A 21,801-nucleotide genomic window follows, 5' to 3' on the forward strand; every position below is an offset into this window, starting at 1 on the left:
CCGATGGAAGCGGCTCAGATGTGGTGGGGCGGCTTCTCGTCGAGGAACCGCTTCAGGTCGGCGGCACTGTCGCCGTCGGCGCGTGGCCGCTCGCCCCATCCACTGTCCGTGTCGTCCGAGGACTGCTGGTCCAGCGGATCGTCGAAGATCAGCGCGGGCTTCGGGGCGCGCGGCTCGGGGGTGGGGGCGGTACTCATACGTTCAGGGTACGGCCCGCGGCCTTGCGCGCTTGTGAATCACTGGGCAAGAAATTCCACGCCCCATCTGCTGTGCTTGACCCCATGACGTCCAGTTCGACTCCCGCGCCGGACCCTCCCCGCGCGTCCGAAAACCACCGCCCGCTGCGCAGACTCACGGCCCGTGGCCGTGGTGAGGCGCACCGGACCGCCACCCCGCTGGAGCTCTTCTTCGACCTGTGTTTCGTCGTGGCCATCGCCCAGGCCGGGATCCAGCTGGTGCACTCCGTCGCCGAGGGGCACGCGGGCGAGGGCATCCTCAGCTACGCGATGGTCTTCTTCGCCATCTGGTGGGCCTGGATGAACTTCACCTGGTTCGCATCGGCGTACGACAACGACGACGTCCTCTACCGGGTCGTCACCCTGCTGCAGATCGCCGGGGTGCTGGTGCTGGCGGCCGGGGTCTCCCGGGCGTTCGAGGACCACGAGTACCAGGCGGTGGTGCTGGGCTATGTGATCATGCGGCTCGCCCTGGTGGCGCAGTGGCTGCGCGTGGCCAGGTCCACTGACGGCGCGGAACGGACGATGGCCCTGCGGTACGCCGCCGGTGTGCTGCTGTGCCAGATCGGCTGGGTGGGCCTGGTGGTCCTGCCCGAGGAAGCCAGGGCCTGGCTGTTCCTGGTGATGGCGATCCTCGAACTGTGTGTGCCGCCGTACGCGGAGAAGGACCACCCCACGTCCTGGCATCCGCGCCATATCGCCGAACGGTACGGGCTGTTCACGATCATCGTGCTGGGCGAGACCATCGCCGCCGCCACGGTGGCGGTGAAGGCCGGCATCGACGAGAGTGACGAGCTGGGCGACCTGTTGCCGATCGCCGTGGGCGGACTGCTGATCATCTTCGCCGCGTGGTGGATCTACTTCGTGGTGCCGATCCACGGTCACCTGCGCTCCAACCGGCAGGCGTTCCTGTGGGGGTACGGCCACTACGTCGTCTTCGCCTCGGCGGCCGCGATCGGCGCCGGCCTGGAGGTGGCGGTCGAGCAGGCCGTCGGCAAGGCGCACATCTCGACGCTGGCCGCGTCGGCGGCGGTGACCCTGCCGACGGCGCTCTACCTGCTGAGCGTCTGGGCGCTGCACTCGCGCCACTTCAAGTTCGGCATCACCCAGCAACTGGTGCTGCCGACGACGGCACTGCTGGTGATCTGCTGCACGTTCCTGGGCGAGTGGGCGGTGCTCGCGGCCGGCCTCGTATCGGCGCTGGCGGTGGCGACCGGGACCACGCTGACAGCACGTATGACGAGCCGGGAGAACAGAAGGCGGGTGAACGCGCCGGTGACCTGACGCTCCGGGTTCGCGGTACTCGGTGGGCTGAACGTCCTGCGAGGTCCTGGGTCCGCGCCGGTCGCTGGACGAGACTTGGGGCATGACAGTTGACGCTCTGACAGATGTCGCGGGGCTGCGGGTAGGGCACGCGACACGCACCGGCGACGGTTGGCTCACCGGTACGACGGTCGTGCTCGCCCCGGAGGGCGGGGCCGTCGCCGCCGTGGACGTACGCGGCGGGGGCCCCGGCACCAAGGAGACCGACGCGCTCGATCCGCGCAACGTCGTGCAGAAGGTCGAGGCGATCGTGCTGACCGGCGGCAGCGCGTACGGGCTCGACGCGGCGTCCGGGGTGATGGCCTGGCTGGAGGAGCAGGGGCGCGGGGTGCGGGTGAGCGCGGATCCGGCGCATGTCGTACCGGTGGTGCCGGCCGCCTGTGTCTTCGACCTCGGGCGGGGCGGCGACTTCCGCGCGAGGCCGGACGCGGCCACCGGGCGGGCGGCGGTCGAGGCGGCCGCGGCGAGCGAACCCGGCGCTCCCGTGCGGGAGGGGTGCGTGGGCGCGGGTACGGGAGCGACGGTCGGGGCGACGAAGGGCGGGATCGGCACGGCGAGCGTCGTCCTGGACTCGGGGATCACGGTGGGCGTCCTGGTGGTGGCCAACGCGGCGGGGGCGGCGGTGGATCCGGAAACGGGGGTGCTGTACGGGGAGTTGTTCCAGGGGCGTGTGGAGTACCCGGAGGCACGGGTGCACGAGGCCGCGCGCAGGCGCCTCACGGAGAGCGCGGCGAAGAACCCGCTGCCCCCGCTGAACACCACGCTCGCGGTGGTCGGCACCGATGCCCGGCTGTCCAAGGCGCAGGCGCAGAAGCTGGCCGGCTCGGCGCACGACGGCATCGCGCGCGCCCTGCGGCCGGCGCATCTGCTCAACGACGGGGACACGGTCTTCGCGCTGGCCACCGGGGACCGCCCGCTCGACGCCGGGCAGCCCCTCGCGCTGAACGACCTCCTCGCGGCGGGCGCGGACGCGGTGACGCGCGCGATCGTGCGCGCCGTACGCGCGGCCGAGTCGGTGGACGGGCCGGGGGGAGCTTGGCCGTCGTACCGGGAGTTGTACGGGGACGGGAAGACGGGCGGGGACAGGAAGACGGGCGGGGACGGGGAGTTGGGCGGGGACAGAAGGCCGCACGGGGAGCGCTGACCGCGGGGTCGGCCGCGTCGGTGCCTGCCCGGTGCGGGGATTGTCGCGGTTCTGTCACGTGATGGCGTTCACCGCGTACAGGGGGAACCCGGCTCGGTGGCGGTGGCCTCTTCCACCGTGGAACGGAACGGAACCCGCAGACCGTATGAAGATGGAGTATCTCGTGACAACGCCGGACATAGCAGCGCGGCGCGCACTCGGGGCCTGTGCCGCCCTGGTGATCGGCGCTTTGACCCTCACCGCCTGTGGTGGGAGCGCCGACAACGAGGACGGGAAGGGCGGCCAGGACTCGTCCGCCGCGAAGATCGTGATCTCGGCGAAGGACGGCTCGACGGGCGCGTCGATCAACACGACCGGCGTGAAGGTCAGCGACGGGCAGCTGACCGACGTGAAGATGACGCTGGCGGGGAGCGGGCAGGCCGTGCCGGGCTCCCTGACCGGTGACGGGGGCAGCTGGAAGCCGAAGGAGCAGCTGGAGCGGGGCACGAAGTACCGGATAGCGGCCAGCGCGAAGGACGCGGACGGCCGCACCGTCTCCGCCGACTCGACCTTCACCACGGTCAGCTCGGCCAACAGCTTCATCGGGACGTACACGCCCGACGACGGCACGACGGTCGGCGCCGGTATGCCGGTGTCGTTCAACTTCGACAAGGCGATCAGCGACAAGAAGGCCGTGCAGTCGCACATCACGGTCAGCTCAAGCAGCGGGCAGAAGGTGGTCGGGCACTGGTTCGGGGAGCAGCGGCTCGACTTCCGGCCCCAGGAGTACTGGAAGGCCGGCTCCAAGGTCACGATGAAGATCGACCTGGACGGCGTCGAGGGCGCGAACGGCGTGTACGGCGTGCAGCGGAAGACGGTCAGCTTCACCGTCGGGCGCTCGCAGGTCTCGACGGTCGACGTCGACACGCAGACGATGACGGTCGTGCGGGACGGCAGGACGATCAAGTCGGTGCCGATCTCGGCGGGCAGCTCGGAGTTCTCCACCTACAACGGGCAGATGGTGATCTCGGAGAAGTTCAAGCAGGTCCGCATGGACAGCCGTACGGTCGATCTCGCGAACGCCTACGACATCAAGGACGTGCCGAACGCGATGCGGCTGACGACGTCGGGGACCTTCATCCACGGCAACTACTGGTACAACAAGGGCAACCCGCCCTTCGGTAGCCAGGGCACCAGCCATGGCTGCGTCGGTCTGCAGGACGCGCGGGGCGGGCAGGCGGACACCTCCGCCAAGTGGTTCTACGACAACTCGCTCGTCGGCGACGTGGTGATCGTCAAGAACTCCCCCGACAAGACCGTGACGCCGGACAACGGGCTCAACGGCTGGAACATGGGATGGAACGAGTGGGTCGCGGGCAGTGCCGTGTGATCCAGTGAAGTACAGCTCGAACAGGGATTATTGACGGTTCGTCGGGCCGCGCGGGAACTTCTCGCGCGGTCCGTGCGTTTTACCGGACGTACGTTTTCTCGGTTCCCGGACATGATGTCCGACCGAGGGGCTACGGTATGCACCCACAAGGTGACATGCAGCAACGCCGGGAGAAACCTTGAGCGTTCCGTACGACACGGCAGCGTACGAACCACCCGAGTCGCCGGAGTCTCCGGAGGAGCACCTCGCGCGACTCCTCGGCCGCGCCCTGAACTCCTTCGAGTTGCCGGACGAGACGATACGACAGCTCGACTGCGCGCTGGCTCACGACAGCTCGCTGCACTCCGCGCACCACAGCGCGGGGCGGCATCGCGAGACGTACCGGCACACCTGGCTGCTCGCCGACGGCTCGGCGCTCACACTGTGGGAGCTGGTGCACAACACCGCACGGAGTGGTGCGCCGCAGCACGAGGTGTACGCCGACGAGGAGGACCTGCGCGCCGCGACCGCGCGGCTGCCGCTGCCGCCGGACGCCCCGGACTTCGAACTGCCGGTGACGGTGCAGCTGTCGCCGATCCCCGCGCCCCGGCACGCGTATGTGCCGGACGACTCGGCGGACCACGCACGCCGGCTGCTGCGCCGGGCGGAGAACGCCGACCGGCCGGGCGCGGAGACGGCCGCGCTGCTGGCCACGGCGTTCGCGCACCAGATCACGCAGGCGTTCGGGCGCCCGGGCCGTTCGGGGCGCGCGGGCCTGTGCTTCTCGCTCTACGAGCACGCCTTCCTGCTGCGCGACGGCAGGGAGATCTCCCTGTGGGAGGTCGAGCACACGGCGACGCCGGACGGGCGGCACATGTGCGAGGTGTACGTCGACGAGGACGCGGCGCGGGATGCGATGGAGCGCCGGGCGGCGCAGGTGTCGTAACGCCGGTCCCGCTGTTTCAGCGGCCGTTGCCGAGCTGTCGTACCAGTCCCGCGAAGGCGTCCCGTTCCGCCGGGGTCAGTTCCACGGCCTCCCGCTCGGGAGGCGTCTGCCGCTGCTGCGGGAGGGCGGAGAGTGCCGAGCCGCCCGCGTGCCACGGCGACCGCTCGGGGCGTATGCCGCGCAGGAGGCGGATCAGGCCGGTCACCCAGAGCGCGGCCGCCAGGGCCAGGACGACGGGGCCCAGCAGCTGGAGGAACGAGACGTGCTCAGGCATGGGGCCCAGTAGACACCACGGCCCGGGCCTTTGGGCCCGGACCGTGACGTATCTCGCAGGTGCCGTGAACAACTCACAGCGCCTCAAAGGGACAAGCGGGATCCTTACGCCGCCACCGGCTGCTTCGCCTCCGCGGCCGTGGTGGCCGGGGACTCGGCGGCCGGGGTGCCGTCCGGGGCCGTCTTGCGCATGCCCTTCAGGACGATGACCAGGCCGGCCGTGACCGCCGTACCGGCCGCGATGGCCAGCAGGTAGAGGAACGGCTTGCCGATCAGGAAGGTGACCCAGATGCCGCCGTGCGGGGCGCGCAGGGTCGAGCCGAAGGCCATGGTCAGCGCGCCGGTGACCGCGCCGCCCGCCATGGAGGCGGGGATGACGCGCAGCGGGTCGGCCGCGGCGAACGGGATCGCGCCCTCGGAGATGAAGGAGGCGCCCAGGACCACGGCGGCCTTGCCGTTCTCGCGCTCGGCCGTGGTGAACAGCTTCTTGCGGACGATGGTCGCGAGGGCCATGCCCAGCGGGGGCACCATGCCGGCCGCCATCACGGCCGCCATGATCTTCATGGCCGAGTCGCTCGGGGCCGCCACCGAGATGCCGGCCGTCGCGAAGGTGTAGGCCACCTTGTTGACCGGGCCGCCCAGGTCGAAGCACATCATCAGGCCGAGCAGGACGCCGAGCAGGATGGCGTTGGTGCCGGAGAGGCTGTTGAGCCAGTCGGTCAGGCCCTTCTGCGCCTCGGAGATCGGCTTGCCGATGACCACGAACATCAGGAAGCCGACGACCGCCGAGCCGACCAGCGGGATCACCACCACCGGCATGATGCCGCGCATCACGGGCGGGATGTCGATCCGCTGGATGCCGAGGACCACACCACCGGCGATCAGGCCGGCGACCAGACCGCCGAGGAACCCGGCGCCGATCGTGACCGAGATCGCGCCGCCGACGAAGCCGGGCACGAGTCCTGGCCGGTCGGCCATGCCGTACGCGATGTACCCGGCGAGGACCGGGACGAGGAAGCCGAAGGCCGCGGCGCCGATCTGGAAGAGCAGCGCGCCCCAGCTGTCGATCTGGCCCCAGTCGAAGTGCTCGGTGACCGACTTGGCCTCGTTGATCTGGTAGCCGCCGATCGCGAAGCCGAGGGCGATCAGCAGACCGCCGGCCGCGACGAACGGGACCATGTAACTCACGCCGGACATCAGCCACTTGCGCAGCTTGGTGCCGTAGCCCTCGCCGGGCTCGCCCGCGCGCTCGACGGGGGTACCGCCGCCGGGCCGGGCCGCCGCGGTGACCTCGCCGCGCTCGGCCTTGGCGCGGACCTCGGCGATGAGTTCGGCCGGGCGGTTGATGCCCGCCTTCACGCCGACGTCGACGGTGGGCTTGCCGGCGAAGCGGTCCTTCTCGCGTACGGACACGTCGTGGGCGAAGATCACGCCGTCCGCCGCCGCGATGACGGACGGGTCGAGCCGGGTGAAGCCGGCCGAGCCCTGTGTCTCGACGACGAGTTCGACGCCCGCCTCGCGGCCCGCGTTCTCCAGCGACTCGGCCGCCATGTAGGTGTGGGCGATGCCGGTCGGACAGGAGGTGACGGCGACGATACGGAAGGGGCGCTCGCCGGACGTCTCGGCGGGGGCCGGGGAGGTGGTGCCCGTGGCGGCGTCGGCGGAGGCCGCCACCGACGACGCCACGGAGTCTGTGGAAACGGCGCCATCAGGCGCGTCGGGGGCCTCGGCAGCCGGGGGCTCCTCGCCCCGGATCAGCGCCGCCGCCGAGGCCGCGTCGCCCGCCGACCGCAGCGCGTCCGTGAACTCGGCGTTCATCAGCTGCCGGGCCAGGGACGACAGGATCGTCAGGTGGGCGTCGTCCGCGCCGGCGGGGGCGGCGATCAGGAAGATCAGGTCGGCGGGGCCGTCCGCCGCGCCGAAGTCGATGCCGGCGGCGCTGCGCCCGAAGCCGAGGGTCGGCTCGGTGACGTGCTCGCTGCGGCAGTGCGGGATGCCGATACCGCCGTCGAGGCCGGTCGGCATCTGTGCCTCACGGGCGGCCACGTCGGCGAGGAAGCCCTCGAGGTCGGTCACCCGGCCCAGGGCCACCATGCGCTCGGCGAGGGCGCGGGCCGCGGCTTCCTTGGTATCGGCGGACAGGTCGAGATCGACCAGGTCCGCGGTGATCATGTCGCTCATCGCGGGCTCCTTCGCACGCGTATCGCCCGGGGAGTGTGGTGGGCGGAGAAGGGGACGGGGGTGCCATGGGGGGTGGTGGTGCTGCGGTGGGGGGTGGCGGGGGTGGAGGAGGCGGGGTCGGGGAAATCCCGCCTCCTCCGGGCGGCAGAGCGGATCAGGAGGCCCTGCCGTCCGTCGGCGGCCGTGAGTAACAGCGAGCTTCGCCGCTCACGGGACCGATCGGCAACAACTGTGACAACCGCGACATTCGTCATGACACCGGCTCCTTCAGTACACGGTCCACCGGCACCTCGGCCGTGACCGTCACCGCCGCCAGGTCCACATCGTCCGGGGACGGCATCACGCTGCCGGGAAGCTGTACGGCCGCCGCGCCGTGGGCGACCGCCGAGGCGAGGGCCTCCGGCCCGCTGCCGCCTGCGATCAGGAAGCCGGCGAGGGAGGAGTCGCCGGCGCCGACATTGCTGCGTACGACGTCGACGCGCGCAGTGCCGAACCAGGCACCCGAGGCGTCCACCAGCAGCTGCCCGTCGGCGCCCAGGCTGGCGAGCACGGCGCGCGCGCCCATCTCGCGCAGCTCCTCGGCGGCCTTCACCGCGTCGCCCACGGTGGCCAGGGGGCGCCCGACGGCCTCCGCGAGCTCCTCGGCGTTCGGCTTCACCACGTCGGGCCGCTCACGCAGGGCTTCGAGGAGGGCGCGCCCGGAGGTGTCCAGCGCGATCCGCGCGCCCCCGGCGTGTGCCCGGGCGACCACATCGGCGTACCAGGACGGTGCGAGTCCGCGGGGCAGGCTGCCGCAGCAGGCGATCCAGTCGGCGTCGCGCGACTGCTCACGGACCGTCTCCAGGAGCAGCTCCTGCTCGGCCGCGGACAGCTCGGGACCGGGCGCGTTGATCTTCGTCAGTACGCCGTCCGACTCCGCGAGCGCGATGTTCGAGCGGGTGGCCCCGGCGACCGGCACCGGCGCGACCTCGATGCCCTGCGCGTCGAGCAGGTCGGCGACGAGCGCGCCGGGCGCACCGCCCAGGGGCAGGACGGCGATCGTGCGCCGCCCGGCGGCCGCGACCGCGCGCGAGACGTTCACGCCCTTGCCGCCCGGGTCCATCCGCTCGCCGGTGGCGCGGATGACCTCGCCGCGGTCGAGGGAGGGGATCTCGTACGTGCGGTCCAGAGACGGGTTCGGGGTGACGGTGAGGATCATGCGCGCACTACTTCCGTGCCGCCGCGCTCGATCGCGGCGGCGTCTTCGGGGCTCAGCCCGCTGTCGGTGATCAGCAGGTCCACGTCGCTCAGGTCGCCGAAGCGGGCGAAGTGCTCCTGGCCGTGCTTGGAGGAGTCGGCGAGCAGCACCACCCGGCGGGCCGCGGCGACGGCCGCGCGCTTCACCGCGGCCTCGGCGAGGTCGGGGGTGGTCAGACCGTGCTCGGCGGAGAAGCCGTTGGCCGCGACGAACAGGACGTCGGCGCGGATCTCGCCGTACGCGCGCAGCGCCCAGGCGTCCACGGCGGCGCGCGTGCGGTGCCGTACGCGCCCTCCGACCAGGTGGAGCTGGATACCGGGGTGGTCCGCGAGGCGGGCCGCGATGGGCAGGCTGTGCGTGACGACGGTGAGGGACGCCTCCAGCGGCAGCGCCGCGGCCAGGCGGGCCACCGTCGTACCGGCGTCGAGGATCATCGTGCCCTCGGTGGGCAGCTCGGCGAGGGCCGCCTTCGCGACGCGGTCCTTCTCGTCGGCCGCCGTCGACTCGCGCTCGGCGAGGTCCGGCTCGAAGTCCAGGCGCCCGACCGGGATCGCGCCACCGTGCACACGGCGTACGAGCCCGGCGCGGTCGAGGGCCTTCAGGTCCCGGCGGATCGTCTCCGCCGTCACCTGGAACTCCTCGGCCAGCGACAGGACGTCCACTCGGCCGCCGTCACGGGCGAGCCGGAGGATCTCCTGCTGCCGCTCCGGTGCGTACATGTCCGTTCGCCTCCGAACTGTGCCCGAACTTGTGGTTTCGCTGGGAGGCTACGCCCGGATTTCCGGAAAGTAAACAGGTTCGGATGCAATCGGGCATGATTGGCTTCCCACCTGGGCATGATCGGGCTTCCGGCATGGGGAGATACGGAAACGACGAAGGGCCCGGCACCGAAGTGCCGGGCCCCTCCCCCGCTCTCAGCCCACCAGCGCGGGCTCCTTCCGCGTCGCCGGTGACGGATCATCGGCCGCTCCCTCGATGTGCTGGGCCGACCGCTTCGGCAGCGCGAACATCAGCAGGAAGATGACGGCCATCACCGCGGCCACCCATCCCAGCGCGTGCTGGAAGCCGTCCGCGAAGGCCGCGCCCGCCGCCGAACCGTGCGCGGACTCCGCACCCTCCGCCAGCCGGTCGTCGATGACGCCGAAGAAGACCACGGAGACCAGACCCAGCCCGAGCGCGTTGCCCATCTGCTGGACGGTGCTGATGAGGCCGGACGCCGAACCCGAGTGCTCGCGGGGCACCTCCGAGAGGATCGCGTCCGTCAGCGGGGCCACGATCAGCCCCATGCCGACGCCCATGACGACCAGCGGCAGGGCCATCTGCCAGGGGGCGATGGACAGGCCGTAGTGGCCGGACTCCCAGATGTAGATCAGGACACCGATCGCCATGACCAGCGCGCCCGCCTGGAGCACCTTGCGGCCGAAGCGCGGTACCAGCTTCTGGACGGACAGGCCGGCCGCCGTCGAGACCGCGATCGAGAACGGGATCCCGGTCAGGCCGGCCTTCAGCGGGCTCCAGCCCAGGCCGTACTGCATGTACAGCGTCCAGACCAGGAAGAAGATGCCGAGCGCGACACCGAAGACGGTCTGTACGGCGATGCCCGCCGCGAAGCTCTTCACCTTGAACAGGGACAGCTCGACGAGCGGCGAGCCGTCGCGGGCGGCCTTGCGCCTCTCGTACGCCACCAGCGCCCCGAGGACCACGAGCGCACCGCCCATCGACACGTACCCCCACAGCGGCCAGCCCAGCTCGCGGCCGCGGGTCAGCGGGTAGAGCAGCATCAGCAGGCCGAGGGTGACGAGCGCGACGCCGACCATGTCCAGCTTCAGCGCCTTCGGTGCCTTGGACTCGGTGATGAAGCGGCTGCCGAGGATCAGGCCCGCGATGCCGACCGGGAGGTTGATGAGGAAGATCGGTCGCCATTCGAGACCGAACAGGTTCCACTCCGTCAGCAGCGCGCCGAGGAGCGGGCCCATGACCGCGCCGAGTCCGACGACCGCGCCGAACAGGCCGAAGACCTTGCCGCGTTCGTGCGCCGGGAAGGTGGCGTGCACGATCGACAGGACCTGCGGGACCATCAGCGCCGCCATGCCGCCCTGCAGGATCCGGGCCGCGACCAGCATCTCCGGGTTCGCGGCGAAGCCGCACAGGGCCGAGGCCAGGGTGAAGCCGGCTATGCCGATGAGGAACAGCCGCTTGCGGCCGTGGATGTCGCCGAGCCGGCCGCCGGTGATCAGGCCCGCGGCGAACGCGAGGGCGTAGCCGGCGGTGATCCACTGGATCTGGCTGAAGGTCGCGCCGGCGTCCCGCTGGATCGACGGGATCGCGACGTTGACGATCGTGACGTCGACGAGGTCCATGAAGGCCGCGGTCATCACGATCGCCAGGGCGAACCAGCGGCGGCGGTCGCCCGCGGCGGGCTCGGCAGGCTCGGCGGGCGGTGCGCTGTGGTGGGTCACGGGGTCGGTCCCCGCTGAGGTCCTTGAGGTCATGGAAGGAAGTTACGACCCCATTAGGTCAGATCGTGTCCTAGTTCTACGGCATCCTCGAACTCATGACGACGGATACTCCGGCACGGCTGCTCCAGCTCCTCTCCCTCCTCCAGACGCCTCGCGAATGGCCCGGCGGTGAGCTCGCCGAGCGCCTCGCGGTGTCCCGGCGCACGGTCCGGCGGGACATCGACCGGCTGCGGGAGCTCGGTTATCCCGTGCAGGCGACCAAAGGGGCCGACGGCGGCTACCGGCTCGTCGCGGGCAAGGCGATGCCGCCGCTCGTGCTGGACGACGAGGAGGCCGTCGCGATCGCGGTCGGGCTGCGGGCCGGGGCCGGGCACGCGGTCGAGGGGGTGGAGGAGGCGTCCGTGCGGGCGCTGGCGAAGCTGGAGCAGGTGCTGCCGTCGCGGCTGCGGCACCGGGTGGCCACCCTGCAGGCCGCGACGACGCCGCTGACCAGCGGGGACGGGGCGAGTATCGCGCCCGAGACGCTGACCGTGATGGCGTCGAGTGTGGCGGGGCAGGAGCGGTTGCGGTTCGCGTACCGGGCGGGGGACGGAACCGAGTCGCGGCGGCTGGTGGAGCCGTATCGGCTCGTGTCGACCGGGCGGCGCTGGTACCTCGTCGCGTACGACCTCGACCGGGCCGACTGGCGGACGTTCCGGGTGGACCGGGTGAGCGAGCCGTTCGCCACGGGGGCGCGGTTCACTCCGCGGGAGCTGCCGTCGGGGAGCGCGGCGGAGTATCTGCGGCAGTCGATGTGGCGGCGGCAGGAGACGTACGAGTTCTCGGTGACGTTCGACGCGCCCGCGGAGTTCGTCGCGGCTCGGTTGCCGGGGTGGCTGGGGGCGCCGGAGCCGGTCGGGGACGGGCGGCGGTGCCGGTTGCGGGGCGCGGCGGGGGATGCCGTGGAGTGGATGGCGGTGCGGCTGGCGATGGTGGACTGCGAGTTCGTGGTGGAGTCGCCGGAGGAACTGGTGCGGTGCGTGCGGGAGTTGGGGGGCCGGTTGGGGCGGGCCGCGGGGTGAGGCCGGGGCCGGGGCCCCAGGGGATCGGCACACCGATCGGAAAGGCTCTGCCCATGTGACACAAGCCGATCAGAGACGCTCCGCCCATATGACAGAATCTGCCATTTGGTGGGCCACCCCGTGGTTCAGGTACGGGGTGGCCCACCGGTCCAGGTCCGGCCCGGCGGGCCCCGGGACCCGAAGACAGGTCCCGAACCCAAAAAGAGAGCCGGGCCCCGGCACCCAGGGGGGATAGGCGCCGAAGCCCGACTCGGGGAAAGTCCCGGCGCCGGGGGGAGTGCGTCGGGACTCGGTCTCTTGGTGTGTGGTGTGCTCGGGTCGCGGTCGGTGGGGTCCGTCGATCTCCGTCCGGGCCCGAGGCCTGTCGCCTCAGGTCCCGAACTCCCTTGCCCGGAAGTCTTGTTCCCGGTGCTCCAGCAGTTGAAGCGGCGTTACATCGCCATGTTTGCGCGGTCTTTCGCCACCCGGCGTACGCCGCCCCCGGACACACACCCCCGGCCTTCCCGCCGGAGGCACTACGCGGCAGCGTCGAACCCGGTGCTCCGCGCCAGCTTCTTCAGCTCCAGCAATGCGTGCTTCTCGATCTGCCGGATCCGCTCGCGCGTCAGGCCGTGCTCCTTGCCGACCTCGGTCAGCGTGCGCTCGCGGCCGTCCTCGATGCCGTACCGCATCTTGATGATGGACGCCGTGCGCTGGTCGAGCCGGCCGATGAGGTCGTCCAGTTCCTCGCTGCGCAGGAGGGTCAGGACGGACTGCTCGGGGGAGACCGCCGACGTGTCCTCCAGGAGGTCGCCGAACTGGGTGTCGCCGTCGTCGTCCACCGACATGTTCAGGGAGACCGGGTCGCGGGCCCAGTCCAGGACGTCCGTCACACGGTCCGCGTTCGAGCCGAGCTCGGCGGCGATCTCCGCGGGCTCCGGGTCGCGGCCGTGCTCGCGGTTGAACTCACGCTGCACGCGCCGGATTCGGCCCAGCTCCTCGACCAGGTGGACGGGGAGGCGGATGGTGCGGGACTGGTCGGCTATCGAGCGGGTGATGGCCTGGCGGATCCACCACGTCGCGTAAGTCGAGAACTTGAAGCCCTTGCGGTAGTCGAACTTCTCCACCGCGCGCACCAGGCCGGCGTTGCCCTCCTGGATCAGGTCCAGCAGGGGCAGGCCGCTGCGCGGGTAGCGGCGGGCCACCGCGACGACCAGGCGGAGGTTGGAGCGGATGAAGACGTCCTTGGCCCGCTCGCTCTCCTCGACGAGGGCTTCCAGCTCATCGCGGGTGGCGTCCGCCCTGGCCTCCTCGTACCCGTCGAGGACCTGCCTGGCGAACACACCCGCCTCGATGATCTGCGACAGCTCGACCTCTTTGGCCGCGTCGAGCAGCGGCGTGCGCGCGATCTCGTCGAGGTACATGCCGACCAGGTCGCGGTCCGCGATCTCGCCGCCATGGGCGCGAACACTGCTTGCCGTGTCGGTCCGGCCGGTGGCGGACTGACGACGGGCGACGGCACGGGTTGCCATGCGTGCTCCCTTGCGATGTGGGCTGGCGGGTGGCTCTTGAACGCTTGGGACTCTGCTCGAGTGCCCTGCATCCGATGGAAACAACGACTGGAATCAGGACAGAATTCCCAACCCGCCCACCTATTTTTCTGATCTTGCAGTACCCTGTCCGGCCACATGGGGAGGACCGATGCCGCCGGAACGTACAGAGGTGCAGGTCAGACCGGGAGTCGAGAGTGACCTCGAAGCCCTCACCGACCTCTACAACCACTACGTACGTGAGACGCCCATCACATTCGATACGGAGGTCTTCACGCCGGAAGAGCGCCGCCCTTGGCTGCTCTCCCACCCTGAAGACGGGCCGTACCGGCTGATGGTTGCCGTGGAGGCCGGCCTCGAAGGGAACTCACAGCGGATTCTCGGCTACGCCACATCCAGCGCCTTCCGGCCGAAGCCCGCCTACGAGACCTCCGTCGAGGTGACGGTCTACCTCGCGCCGGACGCCGGCCGCCGCGGCGTCGGCACCCTCCTCTACAAGGCCCTGTTCGAGGCCCTGGCCGAGGAGGACCTGCACCGCGCCTACGCCGGCATCGCGCAGCCCAACGAGGCGTCCACCCGGCTGCACGAGCGCTTCGGTTTCCGGCACATCGGCACGTACCGCGAGGTGGGCCGCAAGTTCGGCCGGTACTGGGACGTGGCCTGGTACGAGAAGGAGCTGTAACTCCCCCGCGCCCGGCCGAACCGTCGGCCGAACCGCACCGGCCCCGTCAGCCGAACTGCACCGACCGCTTCGCCAGCCCCATCCAGAACCCGTCGATCACCGACTTCTGGCCGGCCGCCTCACCGGCCGCGTCCGCCGCGCCCATGGTCACGAACAGCGGGGCGAAGTGCTCGGTGCGCGGGTGGGCGTAGCGGCCGGCCGGGGCCTTGCGGAGGAAGTCCAGCAGGGCGTCCCAGTCGCCGTTCTCCAGCGCCCGGCGGCCCCAGTCGTCGAACTCCACGGACCAGGAGGGGATGCCGCCCTGCCGCAGGGCGGCCAGGTTGTGGGTGAAGAAGCCGGAGCCGACGATCAGCACGCCCTCGTCGCGCAGCGGCGCCAGCTTGCGGCCGATGTCCAGCAACCTCAGCGGGTCGAGGGTCGGCATGGAAATCTGGAGTACGGGGATGTCCGCTTCGGGGTACATCTCGACGAGCGGTACGTAGGCGCCGTGGTCGAGACCGCGGTCCGGGATGTCCTGCACGGGCATGCCCGGGGCGCGCAGGAGCTTCCGTACGGACTCGGCTAGCTCGGGAGCGCCGGGTGCCGTGTACGTCACCTTGTAGTAGTGCTCGGGGAACCCCCAGAAGTCGTAGACGAGAGGAACGGACTCGGTGGCACCGATGGCAAGCGGGGCCTCCTCCCAGTGGGCGGAGACCATCAGGATCGCCTTGGGGCGCGGCAGGTCGGCCGACCACGCCGCGAGCTCACCGGGCCAGATCGGGTCGTCCGCGAGCGGCGGGGCGCCGTGGCTGAGATAAAGGGCAGGCATGCGCTCCTGCGTGGCGGCGGACATGGTGGCGACTCCCTCCGGAGAGCTGAAGCCCTATTTGCTTCAAATCTAAAACTTCTCTCTTCAAGACGGTACGCCGCGGTAGTTAAAATTTCAAGGAGAGCTCTCGTACAGTGGAGTACATGAATACGGCACCGACCTCCGCGCCACCCGCGGCCGAACCCGAACACGAAACCGACCGAGTACCCGAACAGGCACACGCGTCGGCACCGCCGCGCTGGCTCACCGACGAGGAGCAGCGCGTATGGCGCTCGTACATCGAGGCGTCCACGCTGCTCTGGGACCACCTCGACCGCCAGCTCCAGCGCGACGCGGGCATGCCGCACGTCTACTACGGCCTGCTGGTCAAGCTCTCCGACGCCCCGCACCGCAGACTGCGGATGACCGAGCTGGCGATGCTCGCGAAGATCACCCGCTCCCGTCTCTCGCACGCCATCGCGCGGCTGGAGAAGAACGGCTGGGTGCGGCGCGAGGACTGCCCCGACGACAAGCGGGGCCAGTTCGCGGTGCTGACCGAACAGGGCGTGCAGGTGCTGCGGGACACGGCGCCGGGCCATGTGGAGGCCGTACGGCAGGCGATGTTCGACCGGCTCACCGTCGAACAGCAGCAGGCCCTCGGCGAGATCATGCAGATCGTCGCCGAGGGCCTGCAGCCGAGCGAAGCGGGTGCGGACCTGCCCTGGCTCCGCTGAGCCGCTCGATTCAGCGAGCCGGGGCAGGTCCTGTGAGGCCGTACGTACGGAGCGTCCCCTTCCCCATACGTACGCCTGGTCCCAGGGGGTACGGCCGTACGGTCGTCGTCGCCGGTGTCAGTGCGCGACGACCGGCACCGGCACCTCGTCCGCCGCGCCCTCCTCGGAGGACGCCACCGTCGTACCGTCCGGGCGACCGGCGTTGACGAAGGTCACGACGATGACCGCGGCCAGCACCAGCATGCCGACGGCGAACCAGATCGCGTTGGTGTAGCCGTGCACCATGCCCTCCAGCTGGACCAGCTGCTGCTGCGAGCGCGAGCTTGCGGAGCCGATGTGGTCGGCGATGTAGGAGGTCGTGGCCGAGGCGGCGATCGTGTTCAGCAGGGCCGTACCGATCGCGCCGCCCACCTGCTGCGATGTGTTGACCATCGCGGAGGCGACACCCGCGTCCCGGGGCTCGACGCCCAGGGTGGACAGGGACATGGCCGGCATGAAGGCCGTACCCATGCCGAGGCCGAGCAGCAGCATCGCCGGCAGGATGATCGAGGTGTACGACGAACCGATCTCCAGCTGGGTCATCAGGAGCATGCCCAGTGCGGCGACCAGGAAGCCGGGGCCCATCAGCAGCCGCGCCGGGACGCGGGTCATCAGGCGGGTGCCGATCTGGGTCGAGCCGACCATCATGCCGACGATCATCGGCATGAAGGCGAAGCCCGTCTTGATCGGCGTGTAGCCCTTCACGATCTGCAGGTAGTAGGTCAGGAAGAGGAACGTGCCGAACATCGCGATGATCGCGATGCCGAGCGAGAGGTAGACGCCGCCGCGGTTGCGGTCGGTGACCACGCGCAGCGGCAGCAGCGGGGCCTTGACCTTGGCCTCGGTGACGACGAACGCGAGCAGCAGGACCGCCGACGCGACGAACATGCCCACGGTCACGGAGTCGCCCCAGCCGTCGGACTCGGCGCGGGTGAAGCCGTAGACCAGCGCGACCAGGCCCAGGGTGGACAGCAGGACGCCGGGGATGTCGAGCGGGTTGCGGTTGCGGCCGCCCTCCGGCTCACGGATGACGAAGTACGCGCCGGCCGCCGCGACGATCGCGAACGGGATGTTGACGAAGAACGTCCAGCGCCAGTCCATGTACTCGGTCAGCACGCCACCGAGGATGAAGCCGACGGCGCCACCGCCACCGGCGATCGCACCGTAGATACCGAACGCCTTGGCACGCTCCTTGGCGTCCGTGAACATCACGGCGAGCAGGGAGAGCGCGGCGGGAGCGAGCAGGGCGCCGAAGACACCCTGCAGGGCGCGGGCGCCGAACATCATGGCCTCGTTGGTGGCGGCGCCACCGAGCGCGGAGGCGCCGGCGAAGCCGACCAGGCCGACGACGAAGGCGTTCTTACGGCCCCACAGGTCGGCGATCCGGCCGCCGAACAGGAGCAGACCGCCGAAGGCCAGCGCGTAGGCCGTGACGACCCACTGGCGGTTGCCGTCGGAGATGCCGAGGTCCACCTGGGCGGACGGCAGGGCGATGTTCACGATGGTCGCGTCGAGGACGACCATGAGCTGGGCCAGCGCGATGAAGACGAGCGCTTTCCAGCGGTTGGCGTCACCGGACGTCGCCGGTGTGCCGGGAGCCTTTGCGGCTGTTTCAGACATGGGGGTACCCACTTCGGGACTTCGTAAGGGAAAAAGCGTGTCTAAAGGGGACGGCTCGTCGGCTGTGACGGCCGGTGAGATCCGGTGTAGTGACGGTTGTTGGGCTCTGAACTGATCGGTCAGGCCTGGCGCAGGTCCTCCATGGTCATCGCCGTGCCCGGCAGGACGGAGCGGGCCGGGGCCCGCAGCCCGTCCAGGAACAGCTGCAGATGGCGGTGGACATAACGGTCGGCGAGGTCGCACCCGGCCCCGGCCGGGGGCCGGCTGAGCTGGGACGCGATGAGCATGACGTCCCCGACGCCCACGTCGGAGCGGAGCTGGCCGGCCGCCTTGGCGCGGTCCATGATCTCCTCGGTGAGCTGCTCGATCCGCTCGCGCGCCGCCTCCAGGTCCGGGTGGTTCTTGTCGAACGTGCTCTGGACCATCGGGCACAGCGCGCTGATCCGCTCGTCGGCGGCGGTGTGCACGAAGCGCTCCAGGGCCTCGAAGGCGTCCCCGCTCTCCGCGAGCGCCAGCTCGGCCGCCGCCGCCGTACGGTCCATGACGGAGCAGACGACCTCGCGGACCAGCGCGTCGCGGTCGGGGAAGTTGCGGTACACCGTGGCGTTGCCGACGCCGGCCCGGCGGGCGATCTCGTCGAGCGGCACGTCGGGGCCGAACTCGACGAACATCTCCCGGGCGGCGGTGACGATCCGCTCCCGGTTGCGCAGTGCGTCGGCGCGCGGCCGGGTCGCCTTGCGCGGTACGGGGGTCGCGGTCTGCACGGTGTACTCCTGAGTTGAGTGAGCTCCGGTTGGTGAGCTCCGGTTGACGGGCTGCCCGGGGGCGATCCGGGGAGCACGTCCCCGTTTCGCTCGGACACATGGCTAAACGGGGAAGAGCTCCCCGGTTATTTCCCGCCAGGGAAAAGATTTCATGTGACCTGGATCACAAGTTCCCGCTCGTGAGAACCCACGTTCGGTCTCCTCCAACGCGCGCCCTCGCACCCCTCGACACAGGGTGATCGAGAGGGTGCAGCACGCGGTCCGGCGGGCTGCCATGGACTGAAGGGCCCATGCATGCAGCCGAGCCGTCGGATACGTCCCCGCCGTGCGATCGCCCTCGCCTCCGTGACCGCCCTGACCCTGGCGGTCAGCACCTCGGCAGGCACCGGGCACCACACGGCGGGCACCCTGACGGCGGGAGCGGGACCGATCGCGGCGCTCGCCCGCTCCTCCCCCCTCGGCCCCTGCATGATCAGTGGCCGGCCGACGGTCCAGATGTCGGAGGGCGTGCCGACGACCCGCGGCTACTCCCGCTCCACCGGCACCGTGCACGCCCTCACCGTGATGGTCGACTTCCCCGACGCGCCCGGTCAGGGCCGCGCGCTCGACCGCTTCGCGGAGTTCTTCCCACAGACCCAGGACTGGTTCCGCACCAGCTCCTACGGCCGCCTCGACTACCGCCCCCGGACCCCGATCCGCGGCTGGCTGCGCATGCCGAAGTCCTTCCACGCCTACGGCATAGAACGCGGCGCGCCCTTCGACCCCGGGTACCGGCAGCTGGTCCAGGACATCGTGGCCTCGGCCGATCCCAAGGTGGACTTCAAGTCGTACGACTTCCTGAACGTGCTCGTGACGCCGAACGCCGGCCCGTCGGCCCTGGACACGGTCCTGTCGGTGTCCTTCGCGGGCAACACGGAGGCCCCGGTGGCCGACGGCGTCTCCGTCGCGAACGCCTCGTTCGTCTACTCCCGCCAGGACGACGGCTCCGGCTCCTACCACCGCACCGGCTACCGCGTCCTCCCCCACGAGAACGGCCACGTCTTCGGCCTGCCCGACCTGTACACCGCGGAGGGCGGGGGCGCGGTCGGGCACTGGGACATCATGAGCGAGGACTGGGGGGCCAACAACGACCTGCTCGGCTGGCACAAGTGGAAGCTGGGCTGGCTGGACCCGGCACAGGTACGGTGCGCCACCGCCTCCGGCACCTCCGAGTACGAGCTGACGCCGCTGGCCCGCGAGGGCGGTCCCAAGCTGGTGTTCGTCCCGCTGGACCGCCGCAGCGGCTACGCCGTCGAACTGCGCACCCGCGAGGGCAACGACGAGACGGTGTGCCGCCCCGGCGTCCTGGTCTACCGGGTCGACGCGGAGGTGGACACCGGGATGGGCCCGGTGAAGGTCCACGACTCCCAACAGGACAGCGGCGGCTGCACCCGCAGCCCGAACGTCCACGCCGAACTGTCGGACGCGACGTTCGTACCCGGGGAGGAGTTCACGGACTCGAAGCGGGGGGTGCGGGTTGCGGTGGTGGGGGCGGATCTGACGGGGAGTTATCGGGTGCGGGTCAGTCGGGGGTAGTGGGGCGGGGTGGGGCGGGGGTGGGGTGGGGCTTGGGGGACGGGGACGGGGACGGGGACGGGGTGAACGCCAGCCGCGGTAGCCGTACGCCCGCGTGGGGCGGATTACGGTTAGGGCTGCTGCGACCGCCGTACGGAGAGCCGATGCCCGCGAAGACGACCCTGGACGACGACCGTGCCGTGCCGGCGGAGGCGGTCACTCCGCTGATCCGGGGTGTGATGGTGCTGCGGCGGCTGACGGAGGCCGGCGGGACGCTGAGCGCGAGCGGACTGGAGAGGAGCACCGGGCTGGCGCGCTCGACGGTGGACCGGATCGCGTCCACGCTCGCGCGCATGGGATACGTCCGCCTCGACGGCCGCGACGTGGTGCTGGCCCCCCGCGTGATGGAACTCGGCAACGCCTACCTGGCCGCCCTCGGCCTGCCCGCCCTCCTCGCCTCCCACGCCGACGCGCTCGCCGACGCGCTGGACGAGTCGGTGTCGCTGGCGGTAGCCGACCGCGACGGCATCCGCTTCATCCACCAGGCGACCCGCCGCCGTGCGATGTCCCTCAGCTTCCGCATCGGCGACCGGCTCCCCGCCGAACGCACCGCGCCGGGCCCGCTGTTCGCGACGGAGTGGACGGACGCGCAGTGGCGGGCATGGCACGAGCGCCGGGCGGCGGACCCGCAGGACCGGGGCTTTCCCGCCGTACCGCCCCGGGAGCACACGTCACCCGACGAGGACGACGAGGACTTCGCACGCCGGGCGGAACGGGCCGGCAAGGACGGCTGGGCGCTGGACGACCAGTTGATCGAGCCGGGGCTGGTGGCGGTGTCCGTACCGGTACGGGACCCCCGCGCGGGCGGCCGTATCGCCTGCGTGGCGAACGTGGTGAGCCACACGAGCCGCCACACGGCCGCGCACCTGCGCGACACGCTCCTGCCCCGCCTGCGCACGGCCGTGGCGGAGATGGAGCGCGAGCTGCGCGAGGCGCCCGAGCCGCAGCCCGGCCCGGCTCCGTCGGGCCTGGCGACCTGGACGGGCGCCTCCAAGCAGGAACTGGGCAGGGAGTTCGTCGAGTCGCTGGCCCGCGGACTGACCGTACTGACCGCGTTCGGCGCGGGACGGGCCGAACTGACGCTCACGGACGTGGCACGGGCGACGGGTCTGTCCCGGGCCACGGCGCGCAGGGCGCTCATCACGTACGAGCATCTGGGCCTGGTACGCCAGTCCGGCACCCGCGGCTTCGCGCTCACCCCGCGCGTCCTGTCGCTGGGCTTCCCGCCCCTGTCCCGCACCTCCTTGGCCCAGATCGCGACTCCCCATCTGGCCGAACTGGCCGACCGCGTCCACGAGTCGGCGTCGCTGGCGGTGCTGACGCCGTCCGGCGAGGAGATCCAGTACACGGCCCGGGCCGCCACCACCCGCGTGATGAGCGTCAACGTGACGGTCGGCACGCGACTGCCGGCCTACGCGACCTCACTGGGCCGCGTGCTGCTGGCGGATCTCCCGCCCGGGGAACGGAAGTTGGACGCGAGCGGGGCAGCCCTACGCCCGCTGACCCCCCGCACGATCACGGATCCCTCGACCCTGACGGCCGCCCTGGAGGACGTCCGCGCACACGGGTACGCCCTGGTCGACGAGGAGCTGGAGGAGGGCCTGCGATCGGTGGCGGTACCGGTCCGCGACCGCACGGGCCGGGTGGTCGCCGCGGTGAACGTGGCGATGCACGCGGCTCGGCGGACGGTGGAGGAGTGCGTACGGGAGGTGCTGCCGGAGCTGGTGGAGACGGCCGGGCGGGTGGAGGAGGACCTGGGGGTGGCGGGGAGGTTCGCTCGGGTGTCGGTGGAGTGAGGTGAGGCGGCATCGCCCCACGGTGCGG

Annotated in this window: 19 protein-coding genes; 9 read left to right on the forward strand and 10 right to left on the reverse strand. The window is 71.1% G+C overall.

The genetic code is table 11. From position 1 onward, the window contains the following. Positions 1 to 14 precede the first annotated feature (14 nt). Positions 15 to 197 carry a hypothetical protein gene (locus ABD932_RS33805; RefSeq protein WP_345018730.1) on the reverse strand — a complete coding sequence of 61 codons (183 nt, stop codon included), beginning with the start codon at positions 195 to 197 and terminating at the stop codon, positions 15 to 17. A gap of 84 nt (positions 198 to 281) precedes the next feature. Here ABD932_RS33805 and ABD932_RS33810 point away from each other — a divergent pair, with 84 nt between their 5' ends. From ABD932_RS33810 to ABD932_RS33825, 4 genes are all read left to right on the forward strand, one after another. Then, positions 282 to 1,520, forward strand: a complete 1,239-nt coding sequence (locus tag ABD932_RS33810; RefSeq protein ID WP_345018732.1) for a low temperature requirement protein A — start codon at positions 282 to 284, stop codon at positions 1,518 to 1,520. An 82-nt stretch (positions 1,521 to 1,602) separates the two neighbouring features. Next, positions 1,603 to 2,703 (forward strand): P1 family peptidase, encoded by a 1,101-nt coding sequence (locus tag ABD932_RS33815; protein ID WP_345018733.1) that lies wholly within the window; start codon positions 1,603 to 1,605, stop codon positions 2,701 to 2,703. Between the two features lie 163 nt (positions 2,704 to 2,866). Continuing rightward, positions 2,867 to 4,072 carry a L,D-transpeptidase gene (locus ABD932_RS33820; protein ID WP_345018735.1) on the forward strand — a complete coding sequence of 402 codons (1,206 nt, stop codon included), beginning with the start codon at positions 2,867 to 2,869 and terminating at the stop codon, positions 4,070 to 4,072. Between the two features lie 178 nt (positions 4,073 to 4,250). Continuing rightward, complete coding sequence (locus tag ABD932_RS33825) at positions 4,251 to 4,997, forward strand: DUF6227 family protein (RefSeq protein WP_345018737.1); 747 nt, start codon at positions 4,251 to 4,253, stop codon at positions 4,995 to 4,997. 16 nt (positions 4,998 to 5,013) lie between these two features. Here ABD932_RS33825 and ABD932_RS33830 read toward each other — a convergent pair whose 3' ends face one another. From ABD932_RS33830 to ABD932_RS33850, 5 genes are all read right to left on the reverse strand, one after another. After that, a complete protein-coding gene (locus ABD932_RS33830; protein WP_345018739.1) occupies positions 5,014 to 5,271 on the reverse strand; it encodes a hypothetical protein in 258 nt (85 codons plus the stop codon). Between the two features lie 104 nt (positions 5,272 to 5,375). Continuing rightward, entirely contained in the window at positions 5,376 to 7,451 is a 2,076-nt protein-coding gene (locus ABD932_RS33835) for a PTS fructose transporter subunit IIABC (RefSeq protein WP_345018741.1), read from the reverse strand. A gap of 250 nt (positions 7,452 to 7,701) precedes the next feature. Then, complete coding sequence (pfkB, locus tag ABD932_RS33840; protein WP_345018743.1) at positions 7,702 to 8,649, reverse strand: 1-phosphofructokinase; 948 nt, start codon at positions 8,647 to 8,649, stop codon at positions 7,702 to 7,704. After that, positions 8,646 to 9,407, reverse strand: a complete 762-nt coding sequence (locus tag ABD932_RS33845; protein ID WP_031487724.1) for a DeoR/GlpR family DNA-binding transcription regulator — start codon at positions 9,405 to 9,407, stop codon at positions 8,646 to 8,648. The genes pfkB and ABD932_RS33845 overlap by 4 nt, the downstream gene beginning before the upstream one ends. A gap of 195 nt (positions 9,408 to 9,602) precedes the next feature. Further along, positions 9,603 to 11,180 (reverse strand): MFS transporter, encoded by a 1,578-nt coding sequence (locus ABD932_RS33850; RefSeq protein ID WP_425587555.1) that lies wholly within the window; start codon positions 11,178 to 11,180, stop codon positions 9,603 to 9,605. A 62-nt stretch (positions 11,181 to 11,242) separates the two neighbouring features. On the opposite strand from ABD932_RS33850, the gene ABD932_RS33855 reads away from it, so the two are divergent. Beyond that, entirely contained in the window at positions 11,243 to 12,208 is a 966-nt protein-coding gene (locus tag ABD932_RS33855) for a helix-turn-helix transcriptional regulator (protein WP_345018747.1), read from the forward strand. 515 nt (positions 12,209 to 12,723) lie between these two features. Here the strand turns inward: ABD932_RS33855 and ABD932_RS33860 are convergent. Next, positions 12,724 to 13,719 (reverse strand): sigma-70 family RNA polymerase sigma factor, encoded by a 996-nt coding sequence (locus ABD932_RS33860; protein WP_345018748.1) that lies wholly within the window; start codon positions 13,717 to 13,719, stop codon positions 12,724 to 12,726. Between the two features lie 169 nt (positions 13,720 to 13,888). Between ABD932_RS33860 and ABD932_RS33865 the strand changes: the two genes are divergently transcribed. Beyond that, on the forward strand, positions 13,889 to 14,419 hold the full coding sequence (locus tag ABD932_RS33865) for a GNAT family N-acetyltransferase (protein ID WP_345018750.1): 531 nt from the start codon (positions 13,889 to 13,891) through the stop codon (positions 14,417 to 14,419). Positions 14,420 to 14,465: 46 nt separating this feature from the next. Here ABD932_RS33865 and ABD932_RS33870 read toward each other — a convergent pair whose 3' ends face one another. Further along, on the reverse strand, positions 14,466 to 15,251 hold the full coding sequence (locus ABD932_RS33870) for a dioxygenase family protein (RefSeq protein WP_345018751.1): 786 nt from the start codon (positions 15,249 to 15,251) through the stop codon (positions 14,466 to 14,468). A gap of 119 nt (positions 15,252 to 15,370) precedes the next feature. On the opposite strand from ABD932_RS33870, the gene ABD932_RS33875 reads away from it, so the two are divergent. Then, positions 15,371 to 15,940, forward strand: a complete 570-nt coding sequence (locus ABD932_RS33875) for a MarR family winged helix-turn-helix transcriptional regulator (protein WP_345018752.1) — start codon at positions 15,371 to 15,373, stop codon at positions 15,938 to 15,940. A gap of 117 nt (positions 15,941 to 16,057) precedes the next feature. On the opposite strand, the gene ABD932_RS33880 is transcribed toward ABD932_RS33875, so the two are convergent. Further along, complete coding sequence (locus ABD932_RS33880) at positions 16,058 to 17,599, reverse strand: MFS transporter (RefSeq protein ID WP_345018753.1); 1,542 nt, start codon at positions 17,597 to 17,599, stop codon at positions 16,058 to 16,060. 119 nt (positions 17,600 to 17,718) lie between these two features. Beyond that, the gene (locus ABD932_RS33885) at positions 17,719 to 18,363 is read right to left on the reverse strand and encodes a TetR/AcrR family transcriptional regulator (RefSeq protein ID WP_345018756.1); all 645 of its coding nucleotides are present in this window, start codon (positions 18,361 to 18,363) and stop codon (positions 17,719 to 17,721) included. A 294-nt stretch (positions 18,364 to 18,657) separates the two neighbouring features. Between ABD932_RS33885 and ABD932_RS33890 the strand changes: the two genes are divergently transcribed. After that, positions 18,658 to 19,938: a M6 family metalloprotease domain-containing protein gene (locus tag ABD932_RS33890; RefSeq protein ID WP_345018758.1), complete on the forward strand. Its 1,281-nt coding sequence runs from the start codon at positions 18,658 to 18,660 to the stop codon at positions 19,936 to 19,938. Positions 19,939 to 20,081: 143 nt separating this feature from the next. Then, on the forward strand, positions 20,082 to 21,773 hold the full coding sequence (locus ABD932_RS33895; protein WP_345018760.1) for an IclR family transcriptional regulator domain-containing protein: 1,692 nt from the start codon (positions 20,082 to 20,084) through the stop codon (positions 21,771 to 21,773). Positions 21,774 to 21,801 lie beyond the last annotated feature (28 nt).

It is taken from the genome of Streptomyces shaanxiensis (assembly GCF_039537145.1).
GTDB classification, from domain to species: Bacteria; Actinomycetota; Actinomycetes; order Streptomycetales; family Streptomycetaceae; genus Streptomyces; species Streptomyces shaanxiensis.